Source organism: Microbacterium sp. BR1, from assembly GCF_002812725.1.
Classification (GTDB): domain Bacteria; phylum Actinomycetota; class Actinomycetes; order Actinomycetales; family Microbacteriaceae; genus Microbacterium.
In genome coordinates this window covers 707,767-730,505 of record NZ_NMUN01000004.1, presented here as the reverse complement: position 1 = coordinate 730,505, position 22,739 = coordinate 707,767, and the positions used below count along the sequence as shown (strand labels likewise).

Sequence of the window (22,739 nt, the reverse complement as noted above, 5' to 3'; positions counted from 1 at the left end):
CTCAGGCCGTCGGCGGCACGAATCCGGCGAGCGGGCTCGCGGCACACGCGCTCACGGGCATCGCTTCGATGTCGTCGCGGCGGCGCAGCGTGAGCGGAACAGGCTTGGCGGATCGCGGTCGCGGGGGCGACGTGCGGTGCGAGTGATCGCCGCTCGGGCGCGGGGAGCCCGCGGGATCGTTCCGAGCCGCGAGCAGCTCTTCGCCGTAGCCCTGGACGCACTCGGGGTCGGGTCCGTCGAGCGGCAGACCCGTGAAGAACTTCGCCGCCATGCATCCGCCCTTGCACGTGTCGAAGAATGCGCAGGACGCGCAGGCTCCGCCGGTCTGCGGTGCCCGCAGCTCCTGGAACAACGCGGACTCGCGCCAGACATCGGTGAAACCGCCGGGCGTGCGCACGTTGCCGGCCAGGAAGTCGTCGTGGATCGCGAACGGGCACGCGTAGACGTCGCCGATCGGGTCGATCAGGCAGACCACGCGGCCCGCGCCGCACAGGTTGAGCCCGGGGAGGGACTCGCCGTACGCGGAGAGGTGGAAGAACGAGTCGCCGGTGAGCACCTCATCGGCGTGCGCGAGCAGCCAGGTGTAGAGCTCGCGCTGCTGCTCCTGTGTGGGGTGCAGCTCGTCCCAGACGTCGGCGCCGCGGCCCGAGGGACGCAGGCGCGTCAGGCGCAGCTGCGCGCCGTACTCGTCGGCGATCCTCTTGAACTCATCGAGCTGCGGGATGTTGGTGCGCGTGCACACGACCGAGAGCTTGAAGTTCTTCATGCCGGCGTCGCGTAGGTTCCGCATCGCCGTGATCGCGGTCTGGTACGAGCCGGGGCCGCGGATGTCGTCGTTGACCTCGGGGGTCGCGCCGTCGAGCGAGATCTGCACGTCGACGTAGTCGTTCGCGGCCAGCAGTGCGGCGCGGTCCGGCGTGAGCTTCACGCCGTTCGTCGAGAACTTCACGCCGACGTGGTGCCGGGTGGCGTAGTCGAGCAGCTCCCAGAAGTCCGATCGCACGGTCGGCTCGCCGCCGCCGATGTTGACGTAGAAGACCTGCATCCGCTCGAGCTCGTCGATGACGGCCTTGCACTCGTCGGTCGAGAGCTCGCGCGGGTCGCGTCGGCCCGAACTCGACAGGCAGTGCACGCACGAGAGGTTGCACGCGTAGGTGAGCTCCCACGTGAGGCAGATCGGCGCATCGAGTCCGCGCTCGAACAGATCGACGAGGCGTTCCGGACGCGGTGCCGCGGCGCGGGGCGGATCCAGTGTGATGCTCATGCGGCGTGCTCCTCGAGACGTCGTCGTTCGATCATGCGGGAGTCGGCGAGGGTGCCGAGAGCCCGGAAATAGCGTGGTCGATCTTCGTCGGCGACCCCGACCGCGTCGCACGCGGCGCGTGCGCTGGGGGAGTCGGACAGAGATGTGACGATGCTCAGCAGCGTGCGGTCCTTCAGGAACGACAGCTTGCGCGTGCCGAAATGGTAGAGCAGAGCGCCGAACGGCTCCGGACGCACCGAGACCTGTTCGCTCAGACTCCACCCCGCATCGGGGTCGAACACGTCAGTACACGCCGCACATGCCGTCGATGGACACTTCCTCGACGAGACTGTCGGCTTCGACGGCGTCGTTCGACGTGGCGGGCTTCACGGTTTGCGGATCCATGGGATGCTCCTTCACAACGCCACGGCTCCTTCGCCGTGCGCGGTACGCTCGACTCTAATGGCACCGAGTGCCGAATGGAAGACAGAAGGCGAACAAACACGCCGTGACGATATCCTCACGAATCGGTCGCGCTCCGGCAACGACGCACGGAGAGCTCAGCGCGATCGCGCTCGAGCTGTTCCTCGAGCGCGGCTACGAAGAGACGACCGTCGATGACATCGCCGCCGCCGCGGGGATCGGTCGCCGCACGCTGTTCCGCTACTTCCCCTCGAAGAACGATCTGCCGTGGGGTGATTTCGACGCCCTGCTCGCGATCATGCGTGCCCACCTCAGCGATCTGCGACCGGACCTTCCGATCATGGAAGCGCTGCGCGAGGCGATCATCGAGTTCAACCGCTTTCCACCCGAGCAGATCGCGCTGCACCGTGAACGGATGCACCTCCTGCTCGAGGTGCCCGCGCTCGTCGCGCATGCCTCGCTGCGCTACCGGGACTGGCGTACCGCGGTCGCCGAGTACGTCGCACGCCGCATCGGCGGCGACGTGAACGATCTCGAACCGCAGGCGGTTGCATGGGCGTGCCTCGGCCTGTGCCTCTCGGCGTATCAGGAGTGGCTGCACCACGACGGCGAAGACCTGCTGGTGCTGATCGATCGCGCCTTCCGCCACCTGGAAGCCTCGTTCGAACCGCCGGCGAAGCGGACGGCAGGATGACCGGGCCCGAGGTCGACGTCATCGTCGTCGGCTCGGGCGGGGCGGGAGCGCCGCTGGCCGCCCGACTGAGCGAAGACCCGGCGCGACGGGTGCTGGTGCTCGAGGCGGGCCCCGTGCCCCGCACCCCGCGTGATTACCCACCCGAACTCCTCGATGCGTCCACGGTTCAGGGGGCGATGCCGGGCTACCCGTACAACTGGGCGTACCTCGGCCATCTCACCCCCCAGTTGCCCTATCTCGTTGCGCGCGGACGGATCCTGGGCGGTTCCACCGCCCTCAACGGCGCGTACTTCGTGCGCGCGACGCCCGACGATTTCGCCGCGTGGGCCGAGGCGGGCGGACCCGACTGGAGCTACGAGGCCGTCCTGCCCGCGATGCGTCGGCTCGAGCACGATCACGCTTTCGGCGGCGACCCGCGCCACGGTGATTCCGGGCCGATCCCCATCGAGCGCTCGACTCTGACCGATCGGCTGGGCGCCGCCTTCCATGCGGCGGCGATCGACAGCGGCTACCCCGACGAACCCGACAAGAACGTGCCCGGCCCGCCCGGCGTCGGCCCCGTCCCCTCCAATCTCCACCGCGGCAGACGCTGGAACACCGGCATCGCCTACCTGCAGCCCGTCTTCGACCGCCCGAATCTCGAGGTGCGCGGCGATGCGCGCGTCGCTCGGGTGCTGATCGAGCGGGGGCGGGCGATCGGCGTCGAACTCGCGGGCGGCGAACGCCTCCGCGCACGCGAGGTCGTGCTGGCCGCGGGCGGCATCGCGAGCCCGCACCTGCTGCTGCTCTCGGGGATCGGACCGCGCGCTCAGCTCGAGAGCGTCGGCATCTCGGTGGTCGCGGACCTGCCCGTCGGTGTCGCGTTCTCGGACCACCCCGACATCGCGGTCGGATGGCGCCCGCGAACGCCCCTCGGCAGCCCGAGGGATCGGGTCGCTTTCCCCGCCTCCCTCAATTTCGCCTCGACCGCCGGGACCGGTCGTGCGGATCTCGAGATCCTGCTGTCGGTGAAGTCGCTCGGCTACCTGCTGACAGGTTCGGCGCATCCGCTCGGCAGCGGAGCGTGGGCGGCCCTGCGGCATCCGTGGCGAACGCTCCGCGCCCTGTTCGGTGTTTCGGCCCGACGGATGGCTTCGCAACTGGCGCATCGCGACGACCTGCAACTGATCGTCGCCCTGCAGCAGCCCGAGGGACGGGGCACGATCCGCCTGGCCAGTGCGGATCCCGATGTCGGGCCCCGCATCGACTACCGCTATCTCGAGACGCCCGGAGACCGGGCCCGCATGCGCGAGGGGCTGCGGGTGGCCGTGGGGCTGTTGCGCTCGGATGCCCTTGCGCCCCTCGTCGACCGGCTGACCGAGCTCGACGACGCGACGCTCGGCGACGACGACCGCCTCGACGCCTGGGCGCGCGGCCACCTCGGTACGGCGATCCACATGTGCGGAAGCGCACCTCTGGGGCCGGCGGGCGCGCCGGGCGCCGTCGTCGACGGGCACGGGCGCGTGCACGGCGTGCCGGGATTGCGGGTGGCGGACACATCCATCCTGCCCACGGTGCCGTCGCGGGGACCCGCGGCGACCGCCGTCCTGATCGGCGAACGGATCGCCGAGTTCATCGCGCGCGGTGACTGACGGCGCGCGGCGAACCCGGCGACCCGACTAACGCCAGATCGACTTGACCTCTTGGTAGTTGCGCACCGCCTGTGCGCCGAACTCGCGGCCGAGGCCCGAATCCTTGTAACCGCCGTAAGGGGTGTTGAAGTCGGGGCGGTAACCGTTCAGCCCGATGGAGCCCGTGCGGACCCGCCGGGCGACACCGAGGACCTCGTCGTCGGCCCCGTACACGGCGCCGGCGAGGCCGTAGTGCGAATCGTTGGCGATGCGCACGGCGTCGTCGACGTCGCTGTACGGAAGGAGCGTCACGACCGGCCCGAAGACCTCCTCCTGCACGATCTCGCTGTCCTCTGCCGCGCCGGTGATGACGGTCGGTGCGTAGAAGTAGCCGGAGCTCGGCAGCGACTGGCCGCCCGTCACGACCGTCGCTCCGGCGGCCCGGGCTCGATCGACCATGCCCGAGACGCGCTGGTGAATGCGCTGTGAGACGAGGGGCCCGAGCTCGGTGTTCTCGTCCCAGGGGTCGCCGACCGTGAGATCGCTCGCGAGAGCGACGAGCCGGTCGTGCACCTCGTCGTAGATGCCGGCCGGTGCCAGCACCCGCGACATCATGGCGCAGACCTGGCCGCTGTTGTCGAAGATGGCGTGCCGCAGGCTGGCGAAGGTCGCGTCGAGGTCGGCCGATTCGAGGACGATCGCCGCGGACTTGCCCCCGAGTTCGAGCGTCACGGGGATCAGCCGCTGACCGCCCGCGGACGCGATCTGACGCCCCGCCTCGGCCGAGCCGGTGAAGCTGATCTTGTCGATGCCGGGATGCGCGACGAGGGCCTGCCCGGTCTCGCGCCCGCCCGGGACGATGTTGATGACTCCCGGCGGCATGCCGATCGCGAGGCTCGCCTCGGCGAATGCGAAGACGTCGAGCGCGGTCTCGGCGGCCGGTTTGATGACCACCGTGCACCCCGCGGCGAGCGCCGGGCCGAGTTTGAGCGTCAGCGCGGCCTGCGGGTGGTTCCATGGCACGATCAGCGCCGCAACGCCCAGGGGTTCGTGCCGCACGATGGAGTTGCCCGTGCCGTAGATATTGGGACGTTCTTCTTCTTCGAGGTCCGGGGTGCGCGCGACCTGGGCGTAGTAGCGCAGGTGCGTGATCGGCCGCACGCTCGCCCACGGCCGCGAAACCGAGATCGGCTGACCGATTTCGGCGGTGATGAGCGCGGCGGTGTCGAGCCCGCGACGCTCCATCTCGTCGGCCAGCTTGTCGATCCAGTCCGCGCGTTCCGCTCCGGTCAGACGCGGCCACGGGCCGTGGTCGAACGCCTCGCGTGCCGCGCGGACGGCGCGGTCGACGTCGGCGGCGATCGCGTCGGGAGCCCGCCCGACCTCGCTCAGGTCGATCGGGCTCTCGATGACGAGCTCGGCGGTGGTGGCGGGCGAGACCCACTCGCCGCCCGCGAAGATGCTGTCGCGCGAGACGGAGCGAGCTGTCGGGGTGATCGTGGTCGTCATGATTCCTCCGTGGTGCGCGTCGTGTCGGATGTGGGGTGCGCGATACCGCCGCGCATGTTGCGGCCTTCGAGCAGGTCGATGTACCCCTGCCCGATGTCATCGAGCGCGTAGGTCGCCGAGATCAGCTCATCGAGCTTCAGCTGCCCGGTCTTGTACATCGCGTACTGGCGGGGGATGTCGGCGCGCGGGTTGCTCGCGCCGTAGATCGCGCCCTGGATGCGCTTCTGGAAGCGCGTGATGTCGAGCGGCGAGATCGGGATGCTGATCTCGGAGCTGGGGGCGATCGCCGTGACGACGACGGTGCCCGCCTTGCGGATCGCGTAGAACGCATCGGCGACGTCCTGGCCGCGCAGACTCCCGACCGTGATGATCGCGCTGTCGGCGCCCTGCCAGTCGGTGATGCTGCGGGCGAACTCGGCGGCGTCGGCGATGTTGTCGAACGCGTGTGTGGCGCCGACCTCGAGGGCCTTCTGACGTTTGAGTTCGACCGGGTCGACCGCGATGACGGCCAGAGCCCCGGCGTGCGAGGCGCCCTGGACCGCGTGGATGCCGACGCCGCCGACACCCATCACGATCACGACGTCGCCCGGGCTGACGTCGGCGGCGTAGACCGCCGAGCCCCAGCCGGTGCCGACACCGCAGCCGAGCAGCCAGACCTTGTCGAGGTCGGCGTCCGCGGGCAGCTTCACGGCCGAGTTGACGTCGACGACGGTGTGCTCGGCGAAGGTGCCGAGTCCGCACATCTGGCCGACCGGCGTGCCGTCCTCGAGCGAGAACCGGAAGCTCTCGGTGTCGGTGAAACGGCTTCCGCGCATCAGGAACGCGCCGAGCTGGCAGAGGTTCGTCATCCCCTCGTTGCACCAGCGACACTTGCCGCAGCTGGCGATGAACGAGAACACGACCTTGTCGCCGACCGACCAGTCGGGCGTGTTCGGTCCGACGGCTTCGACGATCCCGGTGCCCTCGTGTCCGCCGACCATGGGGAGATGCCCGGCCTCGCTGTCGCCCGTGACGAGGTGGTAATCGGAGTGACAGAGCCCGCTCATGGCCATCTTGACGCGGATCTCTCCCTGACGAGGGTCGTCGAGCAAGACATCCATGACCTCGAACGGGCCGGGCTGCTCTCGAACGACGGCCGCACGCGTGCGAATCGGCATGGTTTCTCCTTTGAAACAGGGGGTGTGCCGCACGTTCGAACCGACGTGGGGCGTCGCGACAACGATAGCTCGAAACGGCCTCAGTGCACCACTGTGCGTACAGAAGTACGCAATGTGTTGAAATGACCCCCGTCGGTGTGACACCATCGCCATCGTCGGGCAACGTCGAAATCGACCTGCGCGGCCATACCGGACGGAGTGCATTCACCCCGGGCCCGGGCTCCGCGCAGTGGCGCACGGAGCAACCCGACTGGCAATGGAGGCAGTAATGAAGTCCCTACGCACCCGAACACCCCTCACCCTGGGGGTCAGCGTCCTCGCCGTTCTCGGCCTCGCCGCGTGCGGCGCCCAGACCGACGCGGGCGGCGGCAGCAGCGCCGGCACCAGCGACGCACCGGCCGAGATTCAGCCGCTCGTCGCGGGCGTCATCCCCGTCACCGACATCGGCCCCGTCTACATGGCGCAGCAGAACGGCGTCTTCGAAGAAGCCGGTTTCGACCTGACCCTGCAGCCCGCCGGATCGTCGACCGAGATCATCCAGGCCATGCAGTCCGGCCAGGTGCAGATCGGCTACGGCGGCTCGACCGGCGTGTTCCAGGCGGTCGAGAACGGTGTCGACCTCGTGATCATCGCCGCCGCGAGCGCGACGCCCGATGACCCCGAGAACGGCATCAACGACCTCCTCGTCACGGCAGACAGCCCGCTGAAGTCCGCGAAGGACCTCGAGGGCAAGACCGTCGCGGTCAACGCGCCTGGTGGTTACACGCAGCTGCTCGCCGACATCGCGATCACGGACGACGGCGGAGACCCGAGCAAGGTCAACTACGTGCAGATGGGCGTGCCCGACCAGCCGGCCGCGCTCGCGAGCGGCGCGATCGATGCATTCGTCGCCGGTGAGCCGTTCGGCACCCTCGGCCGGGAGCAGAACGGATTCCGCACCCTCGCGAACCCGTTCACCGCGCTCTCGGACAGCGCGGTCGTCGCGGGTGTCTGGTACGCCCTCCGCAGCGATGTCGAGGAGCGCCCCGACTACTACGCGAAGGTCGCCGCCACCATCGACGAGGCGAACGCCTACGCGCTCGAGAACGACGAGGAGCTGCGCGAGAACATCGCCGAGTTCACCAAGATCGACCCCGAACTCGCCGCCCGCATCCGTCTCGGCTCGTACGGCAAGCTCCCGCTGACGGTGGACAACCTTCAGGCCATCGCCGACTGGTCGTACGAACTCGGCTACGTCAAGAACAAGGTCGACCTGGAAGAGCTCGTCTGGGTTCCCTGACCTGCTGACGGCGCTCGCGCGCTGACGGCGCTTCATCGCTGACAGTGCGGGTCCGTGGCTCCCGGATGCTCCGGGGGCACGGACCCGCACTGGTCAGCCCACCGACCACCACACCCTCACGGAGGATGCGCATGCCGACACGTGCGGCGCCCGCGGAACGCACTACCCGCATAGCGTTCAGTCAGACACGGATCTCGACACCGATTCTCGGACTCCTCGGGATCCTCGCGTTCATCGCGGTCTGGGAGTTCGCGTCCCGGCTCGAACTGGTCAATTCGACCTACCTGCCGCCCTTCAGCGAAGTGGCGGTGACGGTCGTGGAGGTCGTCTTCGGCGAGCAGTATCGCGCGCAGTTCTGGACGGCCCTCGGCAACACGATGCTCGGCTGGAGCGTCGGACTCGCCATCTCACTCGTTCTCGGAATCGCCGCGGGCCTCGTGATCGGATCGAATCGGTGGGTGCGCGAGTTCACGCACTCCACGGTCGAGTTCCTCCGGCCCATTCCGTCGGTCGGTCTGATCCCTATCGCCATCGTGATCTTCGGAGTGCGGCCCACGGCGACGATCGCGATCGTCGTGTGGGCGTGTTTCTGGGTCATCCTCATCCACGTCATCTACGGCGTCAGCGATGTCGACCCGGTCGCCGCGTCGACCGCGCGGAGCTACGGTTTCGGACGGTTCGCCCGCGCCCGTTACGTCGTCTGGCCCACCCTGCTGCCGTACCTCATGACCGGCGTGCGTCTCTCCGGCACCATCGCCCTGGTCGTCGCCATCACGATCGAGATCGTCGTCCAAGCCCCCGGAATCGGTCAGATGATCGCGCAGTACCAGTCGGCCGGCAACGCTCCCGTGGTCTACGCCCTCGCCCTCCTCGCCGGTGTTCTCGGCCTCGTCATCAACCTCGTGTTGCGGCAGCTGGAGAACTCCGTGCTCGCCTGGCATCCGTCCGTTCGGGGGGAGGTCATCCCGTGAACGCACGCACCGTCACACGACGCGTCTTCATGGCGCTGGCTCTGCCGATCATCATCATCGTGCTCTGGTGGCTCGGCACGCTCAACGAGACCAACCCCTTCGTTCCCAAACCCGTCAACATCGTCAACGACCTGGTCACCGTGTGGGCGGGCCCGCTGCTCGTCGAGCAGGTCGTGCCGTCGCTCTACCGTCTCGGTGTCGGACTCGGCGGAGCGATCGTCGTCGGCGTGCTGCTCGGCATCCTCGTCGGTATGAGCCGTTTCGCGCGCAAGCTCACGGGACCGCTCTTCGAGTTCATCCGCGCCGTGCCGCCGCCGGTGCTCCTGCCCGTGCTGCTTCTGGTGATCGGCATCGATGACCGCTCGAAGATCTTCCTGATCTTCCTCGGCTGCCTCTGGCCCGTCCTGCTGAACACGATCGACGGGGTCCGCTCGGTCGACCAGGTGCTCGGCGACACGACGCGCACGTATGGGTTGCGCGGCTGGTCGCGGCTGCGCTACTTCGTGCTTCCCGCATCGATGCCCCGCATCATGACGGGCATCCGACTCGCGCTGCCGATCGCCATCATCCTGATGGTCGTCTCGGAGCTGTACGCGGCCCTCGATGGGCTCGGATACCAGATCATGCTGTTCAAGCAGACCTTCCAGACCGGGCCCATGTGGGCCGGAATCTTCATCATCGGCTTCATCGGCATCCTGCTCGCCTTCATCTTCCGGGTGATCGAGCGGCGAGTGCTGGCTTGGTATTACGGACAACGAGAGGTGGAAACCAGTGAGCGCTGACGTGAAGGGGGCCGAGGCTCCCGTACTTCTCTCGGTCCAGGGAATCCAGAAGATCTACTCGACCACCGGAGGTCGGGGCGTCGAGGCGGTCCGTGACCTCACCTTCGACCTGCGCAGGGGCGAATTCGCGTGCCTGGTCGGGCCGTCCGGTTCGGGCAAGACGACGCTCCTCAAGGTCATCTCGGGACTCATGGCTCCGACGAAGGGTCAGGTCGTGCTGGACGGCAAGGTCGTGGATGGGCCGCCACGCAACATGGCCCTCGTCTTCCAGGAGTACGGGCGCTCGCTCTACCCCTGGATGCGTGTCGCCGAGAACGTCGAACTACCGCTCAAGGTGGCGGGCGTCGGGCGTGACGAGCGCAAGGCGCGCGTCGCCGAGGCCCTCGAGGCGGTCGGTCTCGCGCACGTGCCCAAGTCGTACCCGTGGCAGCTCTCGGGAGGAATGCAGCAGCGCGTCGCCATCGCACGCGCCGTGGCCTATCAGCCCGAGGTGCTGCTCATGGACGAGCCGTTCGCGGCGGTCGATGCGCAGACGCGTGCGGACCTCGAGGACCTCGTGCGTTCGGTGTGGGCCAAGCTCGGGCTCACGGTGCTCTTCGTCACGCATGACATCGACGAATCGGTCTACCTCGGTGAGCGCGTCATCGTCCTCTCGTCCTCGCCGACCGTCATCCTCGAGGACCTCGCCATCGACCTGCCGGCCGAGCGCGATCAGCTCGAGACGCGATCGGACGCGAGATTCGTCGAGCTGCGGCATCACGTGTACGAGCAGATCCAGAAGGCCAAGACCTACACGGGCGACACCGAGACGGTACGGACCGTTGCCTGAACCGCGTGGATGACACGCGCGACGCGACCTCGTTGCGCAACGGATGGATGCCCCCTATCTCTAGGATGGTCCCGGTGGACGCAGAGCGTCCACGCGGCGAAGGGGCAGACATGTTGGACGAGAGATCGCGCGATCGTATCCAGAGCATCGAACGTGGGGTGGAGGTGCTACGCGCCTTCAACGACCGCCAGGGGCCGCTCAGCGTCGCCGACATCGCGGCGCGCGTCGACCTCGCGCGGCCGGTCGTCCGGCGCATCCTGCTGACGTTCGCTCACCTGGGGTACGCCGAGTCGGCGGGCGGACTGTGGAGTCTGACGCCGCGCATCCTGGAGCTCGGCTCGGGGTATTTCGCCTCGTCATCACTGCCCGAGATCTCGTACGGGTACATGATGGACCTGGTCGAGCGCACGGGAGAGACGTGCAGCATCGGCGTGCTCGACGGCATGGACGTGATCCACGTCGCCCGTGTCGAGGACCGGCGCCCGCTGCCCGATTCCATCCGCATCGGCAACAGGTTGCCCGCGCACGCGACCGCGATCGGCAAGGTGCTGCTCGCGCGCCTGTCGGATGACGAGCTGGACGGTGTGCTCGCGACCGCCCCGCTCGAGGTCCACACACCGGCGACGGTCACGGATGCGGCGAGCCTGCGTGCGCGCCTCGACGAGGTGCGTGCGAACCAGTACGACATCTCGATGGAGGAGTTGCACCCCGGACAGGTCGCGGCGGCCGTGCCCATCGTGATCGACGGCAATGCCGTGGGCGGGCTCGCCGTCTCGTCCACGACGGTCCGCGAGACCGTGGAGAGCCTGCGTGACGTGATCATCCCCGTGCTCTTCGCGACGGCCGCCGACATCGCCAGCGCCTATCGCAACGCCAACCCGCAGCTGTTCCGGACGGGCGGCCGCTGACCCCTCGGCTCGACCCCGGGCTCAGGGCACGGGGACGGTGATGCCCTCGGGCAGGCGCGTGCCGAGGTACGCGCCGTCGGACTCGAGGCGCTGCTGCAGCGTCGGTACGTCGACTCCCGTCGCGGTGCCGTCGCCGGACAGCGCGAGGTCGGCCGCCGTCCCCGCCGCCTGACCCATGACCCAGCACGGGCCCGTCACGCGACCGGACGACTGTCCGCCCTGCGTCATCGATGCCGCGCGTCCCGCGACGAAGAGGTTGCCGACGACCTGCGGCACGATCATCCGGTAGGGGAGCTGGTTGTACCCGCGGGATTCGACCGGGGCGAATTTGAAGACCACATCGCCGACGACATGCGCCTCGACGGGCCATCCGTTCACGCCGATCGTGTCGTCGAAGTCACGGCACTCGAGCACGTCCTCCTGCGTCAGCTGGTAGGCGCCGACGATGCGACGCGTCTCACGGATGCCGATGGACGGGGCGATGTCGACGACGTACGAGTCCTGGAATCCGGGTGTGACCTGCTTGATGAAAGCGAACGTGTCCTTGACCTGCTGGCGTCCCTGCAGCTCGCCACGGGTCAGCTGGTCGACGTCCGTGCCGTCGATGGCGGAGCCGTCCTCGTTCGAGAGCTGCGTGAGGTTCGAGCGCCACTCGAGCGGGTTGCGCTGCGGACGCACGATCGGCTTCTTGCGCGGGAAGTGGTGCGTTCCCGCGGCCTCGGCCTCTTCCATGAGGCGGCGCACGGTCTTCCAGGCCTCGCCGGCCTCTTCCGGGTGCACGCCGTTGATGCGGAACATGAGCGAGGGGTACATCAGGTGCTCGCTCACCTCGAACGGAGCGCCCGACCAGGCGGCCAGGTCGCCGTCGCCGGATCCGTCGATGAAGAACCTGCCGCGGACGGCCGCACGCCCCGACTTCGACTCGACGATGACGGCGTCGATCGTCTTCTCGTCGCGCATCACGACATCGACCACGGATGTGTGGAAAAGCAGCTCCGCGCCGCCGGCGATCACGAGCTCGTCAGCGGCGATCTTGAGTGCCGAGATGTCGTACGACAGGGCCTGGATGCGGTTGTCGACCGAGAGATGCACGTCGTTCAGGCCGTCCATGACGCGCATCCGGTCGAGGAGCTCGTCGGCGAACCCGTGCACGGACTGGAAGTCCGTGCCGTACGCGCGCGCGTGCATGCCGCAGAAGGTCGCGAGGCCGCCCATCGTGCCGGCGCCGCCGAGGAATCCGTACTTCTCGATCAGCAGGGTCGATCGGCCCGCACGCGACGCGGCGGTCGCGGCCATGAGACCGGCGGGGCCACCGCCGACGACGACGACGTCATACTCGCCGATCACGGGGATGTCGCGCTCGGGCTCGCGGATCGTCCGCTGGTGCGTGGGGGAGGTGGTCATGCTGTCTCCTTGACGGTGGAGGGGTTCGTGGAACAGGGGCGCGCGCACAGCACGGCGCCGCACGACAGGGGCTGGACGAGTGCCTCGTACTGGTCGAGGTACCCGTGGCCGGTGTCGCGATCGACGGGCGGAACGTAGTCCGGCCGGGCGGCGAGCTCGGCCTCGTCGACGAGCAGGTCGACGGTTCCCTTCTTGACGTCGATCTCGATGAGGTCGTCGTCGCGGACGCGGCCGAGGGGGGAGCCCGGTGCGGCCGCTTCGGGCGACACCTCGCCGACGGTCATGCCCTGGTTGACGAGCCCCGAGAACTGCCCGTCGGTCACCAGGGCGACGCTGTGGGCGAGCCCGCGCGCGTGCAGGGCGAAGATGAACGCCGAGGTCAGGCCGAGACCGGGCGCACCGGTGACGCCGATACCGCGGATCACCGCGACATCGCCCTCGCGCAGGCGTCCGCTCGAGATGGCCGCGATGGCCTCTTCGCGCGTTCCGAAGATGCGCGCGGGTCCGCGGAAGGTGTGCGGCCCGGGGTCCGGCACGGGCCGCTTGGCGACGGCACCGCCCGGGGCCAGAGTGCCCTTGAGGACGCTGATTGCGGGGTCGGTTCCGAAGGGATCGTCGATCGACCGGATGACGTCTCCGTCGGCGGGCTTCGCGAGCGCCGCCTTCTGGGCGAGGGTCGCGCCGGTCACCGTGAGTTGATCGCCGTCGAGCAGGGGGAGGAGTTCGCGGATGATCGTCGCGCCGCCCCCGGCATCCTCGAACTCCTCCGTGATGCGCGGGCCGTTGGGGCGCACCGAGCAGAGCAGCGGCGTCTCGCGTCCGAGCTGGCGGAACATCTCCCAGACGTCGACGTCGAGGCCGGATTCGATGGCGATCGCCTGCAGGTGCTTGATGGTGTTCATCGAGCCGCCGATGGCGAGCATCGTGCGCACCGCGTTGCGTACCGAGCCCTCGGTGATGATCTGGCGCGGGCGGATGTCGCTCTCGATGAGTGCGGCGAGGGCATGGGCCGAGCGGCGAACCGTGTCCCACATCGGCTCGCTCAGCGCGCGGACGGGCGCCGATCCGGGCATCGCCATCCCCAGCGCCTCGGCGAGGATGTGCATCGAGTTGGCGGTGGCGAGGCCCGCACACACGCCGGGACTGAGGATGGCGTCCTCGGCGAGCAGTTCGAGGTCGTCCGTCGACTCGCCGGTCACGGCGGCCTTGGACGCGTGCAGGAAGATCTCTTCGATGTCGGCCGTGCGCCCCTCGGCGAGGCCGGAGTGCTGGTAGCCGCAGGGGATGATGATCGTCGGGATGTCGAGCCGACCGGCCGCCATGAGGTGCCCCGGTGTCGTCTTGTCGCACGACGAGAGGCAGATCATCGCGTCGAGCTTCGCTCCCTCGACGGCGGCCTCGATGTCGTCGACGATCAGGTCGCGGCTCGGCAGGATGTAGCGTCCCGCCCGTCCCGCGCTCGTGACGAAGTCGCTCGGCGCCGTCGTGCGGATCTCGAACGGGAGCAGGCCCGCATCGCGCAGCTCGTGCTTGAGTCGCGCGGCGACCTCGTCCAGGTGCGAGAAGCACGCGGCGAGGTCGGACGAGGTGTTGACGATCGCGACCTTCGGCTTCTCCCAGTCGGCTTTGGGGATTCCGAGGGCCGTGTAGTGCGCGCGGCGAGCGATCGCGAGCGCTGACGTCGGTGGCAGGTTGCTGCGTAGTGCGGGCATCGTTGTCCTCTCGTCGCGGTGGGGCGTCCGGGCATGGCCGGACGGATGCGACGCCTTCGAGTGTACGCATTGCGGACGATAGGTCGCAATGCGTAAATTGATGGCGCGACGAGGAGGTGCGCGGATGGGCACGACCGACCGACTCGGCAGAGGTCACGGTGACGGCAATGGTGACGGCGATGGTGACGGCGATGGTGATGGGAGCGCGAGCGGCGGGGGACCGCGCCTGACTCCCGGACTGCTCGTCGTGCTCTGCGTCCTGATGACTCTCAACCCGATCGTCGCCAACATGTACCTGCCGGCCCTCGGCATCATGGCCGACGACCTCGGCACGAACATCGTCGGCATCCAGCTCGCGCTGACGGCATTCTTCCTCGGCGTCGCGGTCGGCCAGCTCGTCGTCGGCGCGCTCTCCGACAGCCTGGGTCGGCGCCGCGTGCTCGTGCTCTCGTTCGTCGTGCTCACCGCCGCGAGCGCGTTCGTCGCGGCCGCCCCGACGCTCGAGGTGATGATCGTCGGGCGGGCGTTGCAGGGGCTCGGGGCGGCGGCGAGCGTCGTGATCGTCCGCGCCATCGTCTCGGATGTCGGCGTGGGCGCGCAGGTCTCTCGGGCCTACAGCATCCTGATCGGCACGCTGGCGGTGGGGCCGCTGCTCGCGTCGCTCTCGGGAACCGTGCTGCTGCAGGTCTCGGGATGGCACGCGATCCTCGTCGGCACGGTGGTCGCGAGCGTCGGATACCTCGTCCTCGCGGTCGTGGCGATCCCCGAGAGCCTGGCCGCCGCGCGGCGCGCCCCGTTTCGGCTCGGATCGATGGTCGGCGCCTACGGTCGGTTGTTTCGCGACCCCGCCTACGTGGGCTTCGCCCTCACGATGGCGTTCGTGTTCGCGGGGCTCACCGTCTACGTCAACGCGACATCCTTCGTCGCGCAGGACGTGCTGGGCCTGAGCCCCTGGGGCTTCTGGCTCATCTTCACGGCGTACGGGCTGTCGGTCTTCGCGGGCGGATGGGCCAACGCGCCGCTCTCGGCCCGGTATGGCCCGCGGCGGATGCTGACGGTAGACCTCGGGGTCGCGATCGTCACAGCCGCGGCGCTCGTGGTGATCACCGCGACGGAGTCCCTCACCGTGCCCGTCTACGCCGTGCTGATCGTCGTGAGCTGCGCGGCGGTCGCCGGTGTGATGGCGAATGCGACGACCCTGACGCTCGGCCGGGTGTCGTTCTCGGCCGGGTCCGGCGCCGCGCTCATGGGTTGCGTGCAGTTCGCGCTCGGTGCCTTGGCGGCTCCCATCGGCGGGCTCGCGGGCCCGGATACGGCACTCCCGATGACGCTCGGGATGCTCGGATGCTTCACGCTGAGCCTGGCCGCGAGCATGTTCGGTCGATTCCACGAGGGGCGAGCCCCGCGTGCCTTTCCGGCAGATGAAAATCCCCCTGCGCTGCCGGGAGCTGGCGCGGCACCGTAGAACGCGGCGACCGATGGCGGATCGCCGAGACCTACGGAGGAACCGGATGACCACCTCGACCCGCGAAGCGCTCCTCGACCCGACCGGGGCAGCCGAGGGTGCCGATGACGGCACCCTGTCGCCGCGCCCCGTGACCCTGAAGGGGTTGACGGTCGGACTGCTCGACAACACCAAGCCCAACTCGACGCTGTTGCTCGACGAGATCGCCGCCGACCTCAAGCGCGACTACGGCATCGGCGAGGTCAAGCACTACGTCAAGGACTACTTCGGCACGCCGGTCAAGGACGAACTGTTCCAGCAGATCGTGTCGGAGGTCGACATCGTCATCACGGCCGTGGGCGACTGCGGGTCGTGCAGCGCCGCGACCGTGGCCGACGGCATCATGTTCGAGCGTGCGGGCATCCCGACCGTGAGCATCACCTCCGACTCGTTCGCGATGTCGGGGCGTGCGATGGCCGAGGTCCAGGGATTCCCGGGCTTCCAGTTCGTCATGGTGCAACACCCCGTCGCGAGCCTCGACACCGAGCACATCCGCGGTCGCGCCGACCAGGCCGTGCCCGACGCCCTCCGGATCCTCGGCGTCACCGAGATGGCCTGAGCCAGAGTCCGCCGCACCCCCCCCGGCCTTCGCGCTCACCTGTCGCAAAACGCTCGATCCGGACCTCGGATGCAGCGTTTCGTGACAGGTGAGCGTGCGGTCGGGCGCCACGAGCTGTGGCAGACGATCAGTGAGTTCACAGGCATCTGGGTATCGAAACCGCCCTCAGCGACATATCGTTGACTATCGTTGGATAGGCGGCAATGGACACCGCACGGAGGTCATCATGAGCGATTCATTCGGAACGAACGGCTTCGGATTCGGCGGCGGCTCGGGTCTCGGATCCGGCTTCGGCAAGACCGGCGCGGGGATCTGGGACGCGATGGAGCAGCTGCGCGAGGAGTTCGAGCGGCGCGTCATGCCCCGCGGCGGAGCCCGCATGGGCCGCGGCGACGTGCGTGCGGCGGTCATCGCCCTGCTCGCCGAGAGCCCGATGCACGGCTACCAGATCATCCACGAGATCGAAGAGCGCAGCGGGGGCAGCTGGAAGCCGAGCCCCGGCTCGGTCTACCCGACCCTGCAGCTCCTCACCGACGAGGGACTCGTCACCGCGGAAGAGGCCAACGGCCGCAAGACCTACGCTCTCACCGAGGCGGGTCGCGCCGAGGCTGATGCCGCGGGCGAGCGTCCGGCGCCGTGGCAGGCATCCGGCACCGGAACCGGCGGCCGCGAGAGCAGCGGGCGCGCGACGGCTCTGCCCAAGGCCGGAGTCGAGCTGGCGCAGGCCGCCGCTCAGGTCGCGCGCACGGGCACGACCGAGCAGGTGCAGCAGGCGGTCGTCGTGCTCGAAGACGCGCGCCGTAAGCTCTACTCGATCCTCGCCCAGGACTGACCGGAGTGCCCTCGGCGCGAAGGCGTCACGAGGGAGCAGTGTTGGTTCGAGGTGCAGAGAGCGGCAGGGTCGTCAACAAGGCCGCTGCGTACGATGCCGGAGCCATGCGCTCCCGCTACCGGCGCATTCTGCGGTTCGCCGCGCGCTTCCTCGTTCAGACGTGGTGGTTCGAACTCGTCCTGCCCCGCATCGGCCTGACCCGCATCGCGGTGCGCACGCGCAACGCGCGCATGAAGCGATTCGCACGCGCCTTTCACGGGCTGGCCGTCGACCTCGGTGGCCTGATGATCAAGGTCGGACAGTTCATGTCCTCGCGCCTGGACGTCCTGCCGCCCGAGATCACGAAAGAGCTCGAGGGGCTGCAGGACGAGGTGCCCCCGGTGCCGTTCGCCCACATCCGCTCCGCTGCCGAGGCCGAACTCGGCATGCCGCTCGACCGGGCCTTCTCGTGGTTCGAGGAGACCCCGGTGGCCGCGGCATCCCTCGGCCAGGCGCACCGCGCCCGGCTGTCGGCCACCGACGCCGCCGAGACCGGGCTCGATGCCGTCGTGGTCAAGGTTCAACGGCCCGGCATCCAGCAGATCGTCGACGTGGACCTCGCGGCGCTGCGCAAGGTCGGCGGATGGCTCAGCCGCATCCGCCTCGTCTACACCCGCGTGAACGCCCCGGCGCTCGTCGAAGAGTTCGCGGTCACCAGTCTGGAAGAGATCGACTACGTCCACGAGGCGGGCAACGCCGAGCGATTCGCGCGCGACTTCGAGGGCGACCCGCGCGTAGCCGTGCCCGAGGTGGTGTGGGAGCGCTCGACCCGTCGGGTCCTGACCCTGCAGGACGTCACCGCGATCAAGATCAACGACTACGACGGACTCCGCGCCGTCGGTGTCGACCCCGACGAGGTCGCCCGCGAGTTCGCGTCGGTCATGTTCGACCAGCTCTTCGACCACGGCTTCTTCCACGCCGATCCGCACCCCGGCAACGTCTTCGTGACGTTGCTGCCGGATGCCTCGGGCTCCGGCGCCGGGGGAGCGGGCGTCGTGGCGGGGTCGGCTGCCGGGGTCGACGGATCCGGTTCGGTTCCCTCGTCGCCCGCCTGGCGCTTCACGTTCATCGACTTCGGGATGATGGGCGAGGTTCCGCCCGGGCTTCGCCGCGGGATGCGCCAGCTGCTCATCGCCGTGGCCTCGCGCGACGGGCGCGGGCTGGTCGACGCGATCCGCGAGGTGGGGGTGCTGCTGCCCTCGGCCGACACCGGCGAGCTCGAGCGGGCGATGACCGCCCTGTTCGCGCGGTTCGGCGGCATGGGCTTCGCCGAGCTGCAGGAGGTCGATCCGCGCGAGTTCCGCGACTTCGCGATCCAGTTCGGCGATGTGGTGCGGTCGCTGCCGTTCCAGCTGCCCGAGAACTTCCTGCTGATCATCCGCGCCTCGTCCCTCACCTCGGGCGTCTGCAGCGGACTCAACCCGGCGTTCAACCTGTGGGACTCGGTCGAGCCCTACGCCGCTCAGCTGCTGCGCGATGAACGCGGCAACATCGCCCAGGCCGTGGGCAAGGAGGCGCTGTCGATCGCGGCGCTGGCGGTGCGGCTGCCGCGTCGCGTGGACGAGCTCGTCACCCGGATCCAGGACGGCGAGATCGCGGTCGACACCCCGCGGCTCGATCGCCGGATCGCGCGGCTCGAGCGGACCGTGCGCCGGGTCGTCTCGGCGGTGCTGTTCGCCGGGTTGTTCATCGGCGGGGCCGTGCTGCGGCCGGAGGATCCGCTGTTCGGCACGGTTCTGATGTCGGTGTCGGCGCTGCCCCTCCTGCACGCGTTGTTCGCCGGGATGCGGCGCGGGCCCGGGCAGGGCTGAGGCTGCGTCACCCCGCGAACGGTCGCGACTCGCCGTGTCGCGCGGCTGGTGTGCGGCGTGTCGCGACCGTTCGGTGAAGGATTCGTCGGGCCCCGGGGAGCGCCGGCCCCAACGGGGAGGCGAGTGTTGTCGGGCGATGACACGGCTCGCTAACGTCGTGCTGTGACGACCGCTCAGCGATCCCCGTCCGAATGGCCGATCGTGGCCCGTGCCGCGCACGCCGAGGGCGCGGTGCGGCGGCTGCTCGCACGCCCCGCCCGGGCGCAGCTGATCACGGGCCCCGCCGGCATCGGTAAGACGACGCTCGCCCGGGCGATCGCCGCCGACCTGTCGCGGCAAGGACGCACGATCGTGCCGATCATCGGTGTCGCCGAACTTCGGGCCGTGCCCGCTGCCGCGCTCGCTCCCGTGCTGCTCTCGGCGTCCCGCGGCCGAGGCGAGCGGAACGCCACTGGCGCCGCTGGCGCTGCTGCCACCGCCGACACCGCGGACGTGGCGCACGAACCGATCGCGGACACGCCGGATGCTGTGGGGGAGCGCGTGCACCGCTTCGTCGCGGCCGTGGGGTCGCACGCGGGGGAGCATGCGCTCGCTGTCGACGATGTGTCACTGCTCGACGACGTCACGGCCGGCGTCGTCTACCAACTCGTCCGCGTGTTCGGCGTTCCGGCCATCCTCACCGACCGTTCCGGCCGTCGTCTACCGGGACCCATCCTGCGGCTGGTGAACGAGGGTCTGCTCGACCAGATCGAACTGCCCCCGCTCGCCACGGGTGAGCTGGTGGAGGTCGTCGAGCGATTCCTCGGAGGCCATCTGCATCCCGACACGACGACGCGACTCGAAGCGGCGAGCCAGGGCAATCCCCTCGTGCTGCGCGAACTGATCCTCACCGCCGAGGCGCGCGGATGCGTCGTGCCCGGGGCCCTCGGAATCGAGATCGACACGGTCAGTCATGCCACACGGTTGGTCGACAGCGCACGGGAGCAGCTCACCGTGCTCACGGACTCCCAGCGGCAACTCGCGGAGCAACTGGCGCTCTCGCAGCCCTGGCCAGAAGACCTGGCGTTTCGCGCCGATGAGGCGGCGCTGCGCGGACTCGTTCGCCACGGAATCGCAACCGTATCGACCGTCCGCTCGCGAACGCTCGTCCGGATCGCGCACCCGCTGCTCACGGAAGCGCTCATCGCGGACATCGGCCCCGATCGGCGAGTGGATCTCGCGCGGCGCGCCGCCGCGGCCCTGCTCTCGACGGGCGATGACGATGATCGCCGGAGGGCCGTTCACCTCCTGCCCGAAGACGAGGTGGAAGCGTCTGAGCTCGAATGGGCGGCGACCGCCGCCGCGTCCGCCGGAGACCCCGCGGCCGCTTTGCGGCTCGCGCGCGCGGCAGAACGACGGCGACCGACCGCCTCGAGTGCCCTCGTGCGTGCCGTCGCGCTGTCGGCGCTCGGGCGGGACGCGGACCAGGCCTTTCTCGACGCCGCCGAACGGGCGGAGGACGATCCGCGTCGTGCCCTGGTCGCGCTCCGGCACGGCCAGCACCTGGCGTACAGGTGCCGAGACCCGCGCGCCGCGGCGGAGCTGGCGCGCGGGGTTCGGACCGGACTCGATCCGTCCGCGACGGCTCTGCTGGACGCCGAAGTCGCCAAGTGGCTCGCCATGGTCGGGGAGTCCTCGGGCTACGAGCCCGCGGACGGCGTCCCGCCCATCGCACGTCTGGGCGGGTTCGTCACCGAGGCCATGTTCGCGACCATGGCCGGAGACGTCGAACGAGCGACGGAGGCCGTCACACTCGGCCGCCCCCTCGCCGAGGCGCATCGAACCGAGCTGCCGCACGCGGAGAGCCTGCTCGAGCTGTCGCAGTTCCTCGTGCACGTCGCCTCCGCCGACATCCGCCCGGCTCGAGAACTCGCCGAACGGGAGCGCCTCGACGGTGATGCGGATGCCGCGGGCATGTGGGCCTATACGCTCGCGCTCGTCGAGTTCCACGCCGGGCGCGCCGACCGGGCACACGATCTCGCGCGCCTCGCTGTCCGGCAGCTGCAATGGCGGGATTTCACCGGGTTGGTGGACGTGGCGCTCTCCCTCGAACACACCTGTGCCGTCGTCGGCGGAGACGAGACGGCGATCGCGCTCGTCCGGGAGCAGGCGCCCTCGAGCGATATCAAGGTCGTACTGCAGCGCGCCGAGGCCGAGGCGTGGGCGCTCGTCGGCGACGGCCGAACGGATGACGCGCTCGGGGTCGTCTGCGCCGCGGTGGAGGAGGGGCTGCGTCAGCGGCACCATCTGCTGGCGGCGCTGACGGCGACCACAGCCATCCGCTTCGGTCGCGCTCGCGCCGTGTCGACGCTGCTCGATCGTGCAGCCGACGCGAGCGGGTCACCGCTCTGCGACCTGCTCGCGCGGACCGCGCGGGCGCGGTCGCGCGGCGAGTACGGCGAGTGCCTGGATCTCGTTCCCGCGTTGACCCGGGCCGGCATGGTCGCCGTCGCGGCACGGATCGCGAGGGACGCCGCCGTCCGAGCGGGAGCGGGGGCGACCCGCACCCGGGCGCGGGTCGCCGCCGCGCACCTCGCAGCGCGGACGTTGCCGGACCCCCCGCGCACGCCCGACGACGACGAGGCGCTTTCCCCCCGTGAGTGGCAGATCGCGCGGGCCGCGGCGGCGCGCCACCGCAGCCGCGAGATCGCAACCGATCTCGGGCTGTCGGTGCGCACCGTCGACAACCATCTCGCGAGCGTCTACCGCAAGCTCGGCGTCTCCGGCCGCGACGAGCTGGCCGCCGCCCTCGAGGGGCGGGGTGATTCCCCGCCCCCATCGGCGCCCCCACCCCCGCCAGCACGACGGTCACCATCACCTGAGGTTCCCCATCCTCACGCGGCGACCGGGGACACCGTGTACGAAACCACGATCCCCTCGTCCGACGCCGTCCACCCGTAGACGACGTTCCACTCGGGCGAGGTCAGCATCGCCCCCTTGAGCTCGCCGTAGTCGGTCTCGCCCATCATGTCGAACCCGGATGCGGCCAGCTCGTCCACCACGGCACGTGCCGCATCCTCACTCGTGACCTCGATCGAGATGCTGTAGCTGTCGCCCATCTTGATGGCGGAGACGATCCGCCCCTCGGGGACCGGGAGCCCGGGCCATCCGTCCGGCAACGACGCCCCGTCGCCCGACGTGTCGACGTCGAGGTCCACGTCCTCACCGCTCTGCGCGGCAGCCTCTTCCACCAGGCCCTCGACGATGTTGTCGGGTGAGGGCACGAGCGAGCAGCCGACGAGGCCGATCACCACGAGGGGGGCGATGAGGACGAGTGGAATCGTCCGCAGGGAGAGACTACGGCGAAGACGGGCGTGGGGAGGACGGAGCATTCGGACATCCTTCGTGAAGCGACAGGGTCGCGAAGATCATCCCGACAGTCGCCCTGCGCGGGCAATGAGTAGAGATTGCTCAGCGGAGCGGATCCGGAGTGC

The 22,739-nt window shown here is 69.5% G+C and carries 20 protein-coding genes; 12 read left to right on the top strand and 8 right to left on the bottom strand.

Annotated elements, in window-relative coordinates; genetic code table 11:
* Position 1 precedes the first annotated feature (1 nt).
* From mftC to mftA, 3 genes are read right to left on the bottom strand one after another with little or no spacing between them, the layout of a single operon-like run.
* Entirely contained in the window at positions 2–1,264 is a 1,263-nt protein-coding gene (gene mftC, locus CGU35_RS07670) for a mycofactocin radical SAM maturase (protein ID WP_100810924.1), read from the bottom strand.
* Positions 1,261–1,545: a mycofactocin biosynthesis chaperone MftB gene (mftB, locus tag CGU35_RS07665; RefSeq protein WP_100810923.1), complete on the bottom strand. Its 285-nt coding sequence runs from the start codon at positions 1,543–1,545 to the stop codon at positions 1,261–1,263. The genes mftC and mftB overlap by 4 nt, the downstream gene beginning before the upstream one ends.
* A gap of 1 nt (position 1,546) precedes the next feature.
* Positions 1,547–1,648 (bottom strand): mycofactocin precursor MftA, encoded by a 102-nt coding sequence (gene mftA / locus CGU35_RS07660; protein ID WP_100810922.1) that lies wholly within the window; start codon positions 1,646–1,648, stop codon positions 1,547–1,549.
* A gap of 103 nt (positions 1,649–1,751) precedes the next feature.
* Between mftA and mftR the strand changes: the two genes are divergently transcribed.
* Together mftR and CGU35_RS07650 are read left to right on the top strand one after the other, a co-directional pair.
* The gene (mftR, locus tag CGU35_RS07655; protein WP_100810921.1) at positions 1,752–2,360 is read left to right on the top strand and encodes a mycofactocin system transcriptional regulator; all 609 of its coding nucleotides are present in this window, start codon (positions 1,752–1,754) and stop codon (positions 2,358–2,360) included.
* Positions 2,357–3,991 (top strand): GMC family oxidoreductase N-terminal domain-containing protein, encoded by a 1,635-nt coding sequence (locus tag CGU35_RS07650; protein WP_100810920.1) that lies wholly within the window; start codon positions 2,357–2,359, stop codon positions 3,989–3,991. The genes mftR and CGU35_RS07650 overlap by 4 nt, the downstream gene beginning before the upstream one ends.
* Positions 3,992–4,018: 27 nt before the next feature.
* On the opposite strand, the gene CGU35_RS07645 is transcribed toward CGU35_RS07650, so the two are convergent.
* Both CGU35_RS07645 and CGU35_RS07640 read right to left on the bottom strand, forming a co-directional pair.
* Complete coding sequence (locus tag CGU35_RS07645) at positions 4,019–5,479, bottom strand: aldehyde dehydrogenase (RefSeq protein ID WP_100810919.1); 1,461 nt, start codon at positions 5,477–5,479, stop codon at positions 4,019–4,021.
* On the bottom strand, positions 5,476–6,636 hold the full coding sequence (locus CGU35_RS07640; protein ID WP_219811464.1) for an NDMA-dependent alcohol dehydrogenase: 1,161 nt from the start codon (positions 6,634–6,636) through the stop codon (positions 5,476–5,478). The genes CGU35_RS07645 and CGU35_RS07640 overlap by 4 nt, the downstream gene beginning before the upstream one ends.
* Before the next feature lie 268 nt (positions 6,637–6,904).
* On the opposite strand from CGU35_RS07640, the gene CGU35_RS07635 reads away from it, so the two are divergent.
* The 5 genes from CGU35_RS07635 to CGU35_RS07615 all read left to right on the top strand — a co-directional run bounded on the left by CGU35_RS07635 (position 6,905) and on the right by CGU35_RS07615 (position 11,405).
* Positions 6,905–7,915, top strand: a complete 1,011-nt coding sequence (locus tag CGU35_RS07635) for an ABC transporter substrate-binding protein (protein WP_157813914.1) — start codon at positions 6,905–6,907, stop codon at positions 7,913–7,915.
* Between the two features lie 131 nt (positions 7,916–8,046).
* On the top strand, positions 8,047–8,886 hold the full coding sequence (locus tag CGU35_RS07630; RefSeq protein ID WP_100810917.1) for an ABC transporter permease: 840 nt from the start codon (positions 8,047–8,049) through the stop codon (positions 8,884–8,886).
* On the top strand, positions 8,883–9,668 hold the full coding sequence (locus CGU35_RS07625; protein WP_232711183.1) for an ABC transporter permease: 786 nt from the start codon (positions 8,883–8,885) through the stop codon (positions 9,666–9,668). Before CGU35_RS07630 ends, CGU35_RS07625 begins: the two co-directional genes overlap by 4 nt.
* The gene (locus tag CGU35_RS07620; RefSeq protein WP_100810916.1) at positions 9,658–10,497 is read left to right on the top strand and encodes an ABC transporter ATP-binding protein; all 840 of its coding nucleotides are present in this window, start codon (positions 9,658–9,660) and stop codon (positions 10,495–10,497) included. The genes CGU35_RS07625 and CGU35_RS07620 overlap by 11 nt, the downstream gene beginning before the upstream one ends.
* A gap of 110 nt (positions 10,498–10,607) precedes the next feature.
* Positions 10,608–11,405, top strand: coding sequence for an IclR family transcriptional regulator domain-containing protein (locus CGU35_RS07615; RefSeq protein ID WP_181003370.1), 798 nt, complete (start codon positions 10,608–10,610; stop codon positions 11,403–11,405).
* A gap of 21 nt (positions 11,406–11,426) precedes the next feature.
* Here the strand turns inward: CGU35_RS07615 and CGU35_RS07610 are convergent, their stop codons facing one another.
* Both CGU35_RS07610 and CGU35_RS07605 read right to left on the bottom strand, forming a co-directional pair.
* Positions 11,427–12,809 carry an FAD-dependent oxidoreductase gene (locus CGU35_RS07610; RefSeq protein WP_100810914.1) on the bottom strand — a complete coding sequence of 461 codons (1,383 nt, stop codon included), beginning with the start codon at positions 12,807–12,809 and terminating at the stop codon, positions 11,427–11,429.
* Positions 12,806–14,521, bottom strand: a complete 1,716-nt coding sequence (locus CGU35_RS07605) for a dihydroxy-acid dehydratase (protein WP_100810913.1) — start codon at positions 14,519–14,521, stop codon at positions 12,806–12,808. Before CGU35_RS07605 ends, CGU35_RS07610 begins: the two co-directional genes overlap by 4 nt.
* A gap of 124 nt (positions 14,522–14,645) precedes the next feature.
* Between CGU35_RS07605 and CGU35_RS07600 the strand changes: the two genes are divergently transcribed.
* The 5 genes from CGU35_RS07600 (at position 14,646) to CGU35_RS07580 (ending at position 22,206) form a co-directional block, all read left to right on the top strand.
* Positions 14,646–15,986, top strand: a complete 1,341-nt coding sequence (locus tag CGU35_RS07600; RefSeq protein ID WP_157813913.1) for a Bcr/CflA family efflux MFS transporter — start codon at positions 14,646–14,648, stop codon at positions 15,984–15,986.
* 46 nt (positions 15,987–16,032) lie between these two features.
* On the top strand, positions 16,033–16,584 hold the full coding sequence (locus tag CGU35_RS07595) for a UGSC family (seleno)protein (protein ID WP_100810911.1): 552 nt from the start codon (positions 16,033–16,035) through the stop codon (positions 16,582–16,584).
* 226 nt (positions 16,585–16,810) lie between these two features.
* Positions 16,811–17,416 (top strand): PadR family transcriptional regulator, encoded by a 606-nt coding sequence (locus tag CGU35_RS07590; protein ID WP_100810910.1) that lies wholly within the window; start codon positions 16,811–16,813, stop codon positions 17,414–17,416.
* A gap of 104 nt (positions 17,417–17,520) precedes the next feature.
* Entirely contained in the window at positions 17,521–19,266 is a 1,746-nt protein-coding gene (locus CGU35_RS07585; RefSeq protein WP_100811350.1) for an ABC1 kinase family protein, read from the top strand.
* 162 nt (positions 19,267–19,428) lie between these two features.
* Positions 19,429–22,206 (top strand): LuxR C-terminal-related transcriptional regulator, encoded by a 2,778-nt coding sequence (locus CGU35_RS07580; RefSeq protein WP_100810909.1) that lies wholly within the window; start codon positions 19,429–19,431, stop codon positions 22,204–22,206.
* On the opposite strand, the gene CGU35_RS07575 is transcribed toward CGU35_RS07580, so the two are convergent.
* Positions 22,140–22,637 carry a hypothetical protein gene (locus CGU35_RS07575; RefSeq protein ID WP_100810908.1) on the bottom strand — a complete coding sequence of 166 codons (498 nt, stop codon included), beginning with the start codon at positions 22,635–22,637 and terminating at the stop codon, positions 22,140–22,142. The two genes, CGU35_RS07580 and CGU35_RS07575, sit on opposite strands and share 67 nt — an antisense overlap.
* Positions 22,638–22,739: the final 102 nt, after the last annotated feature.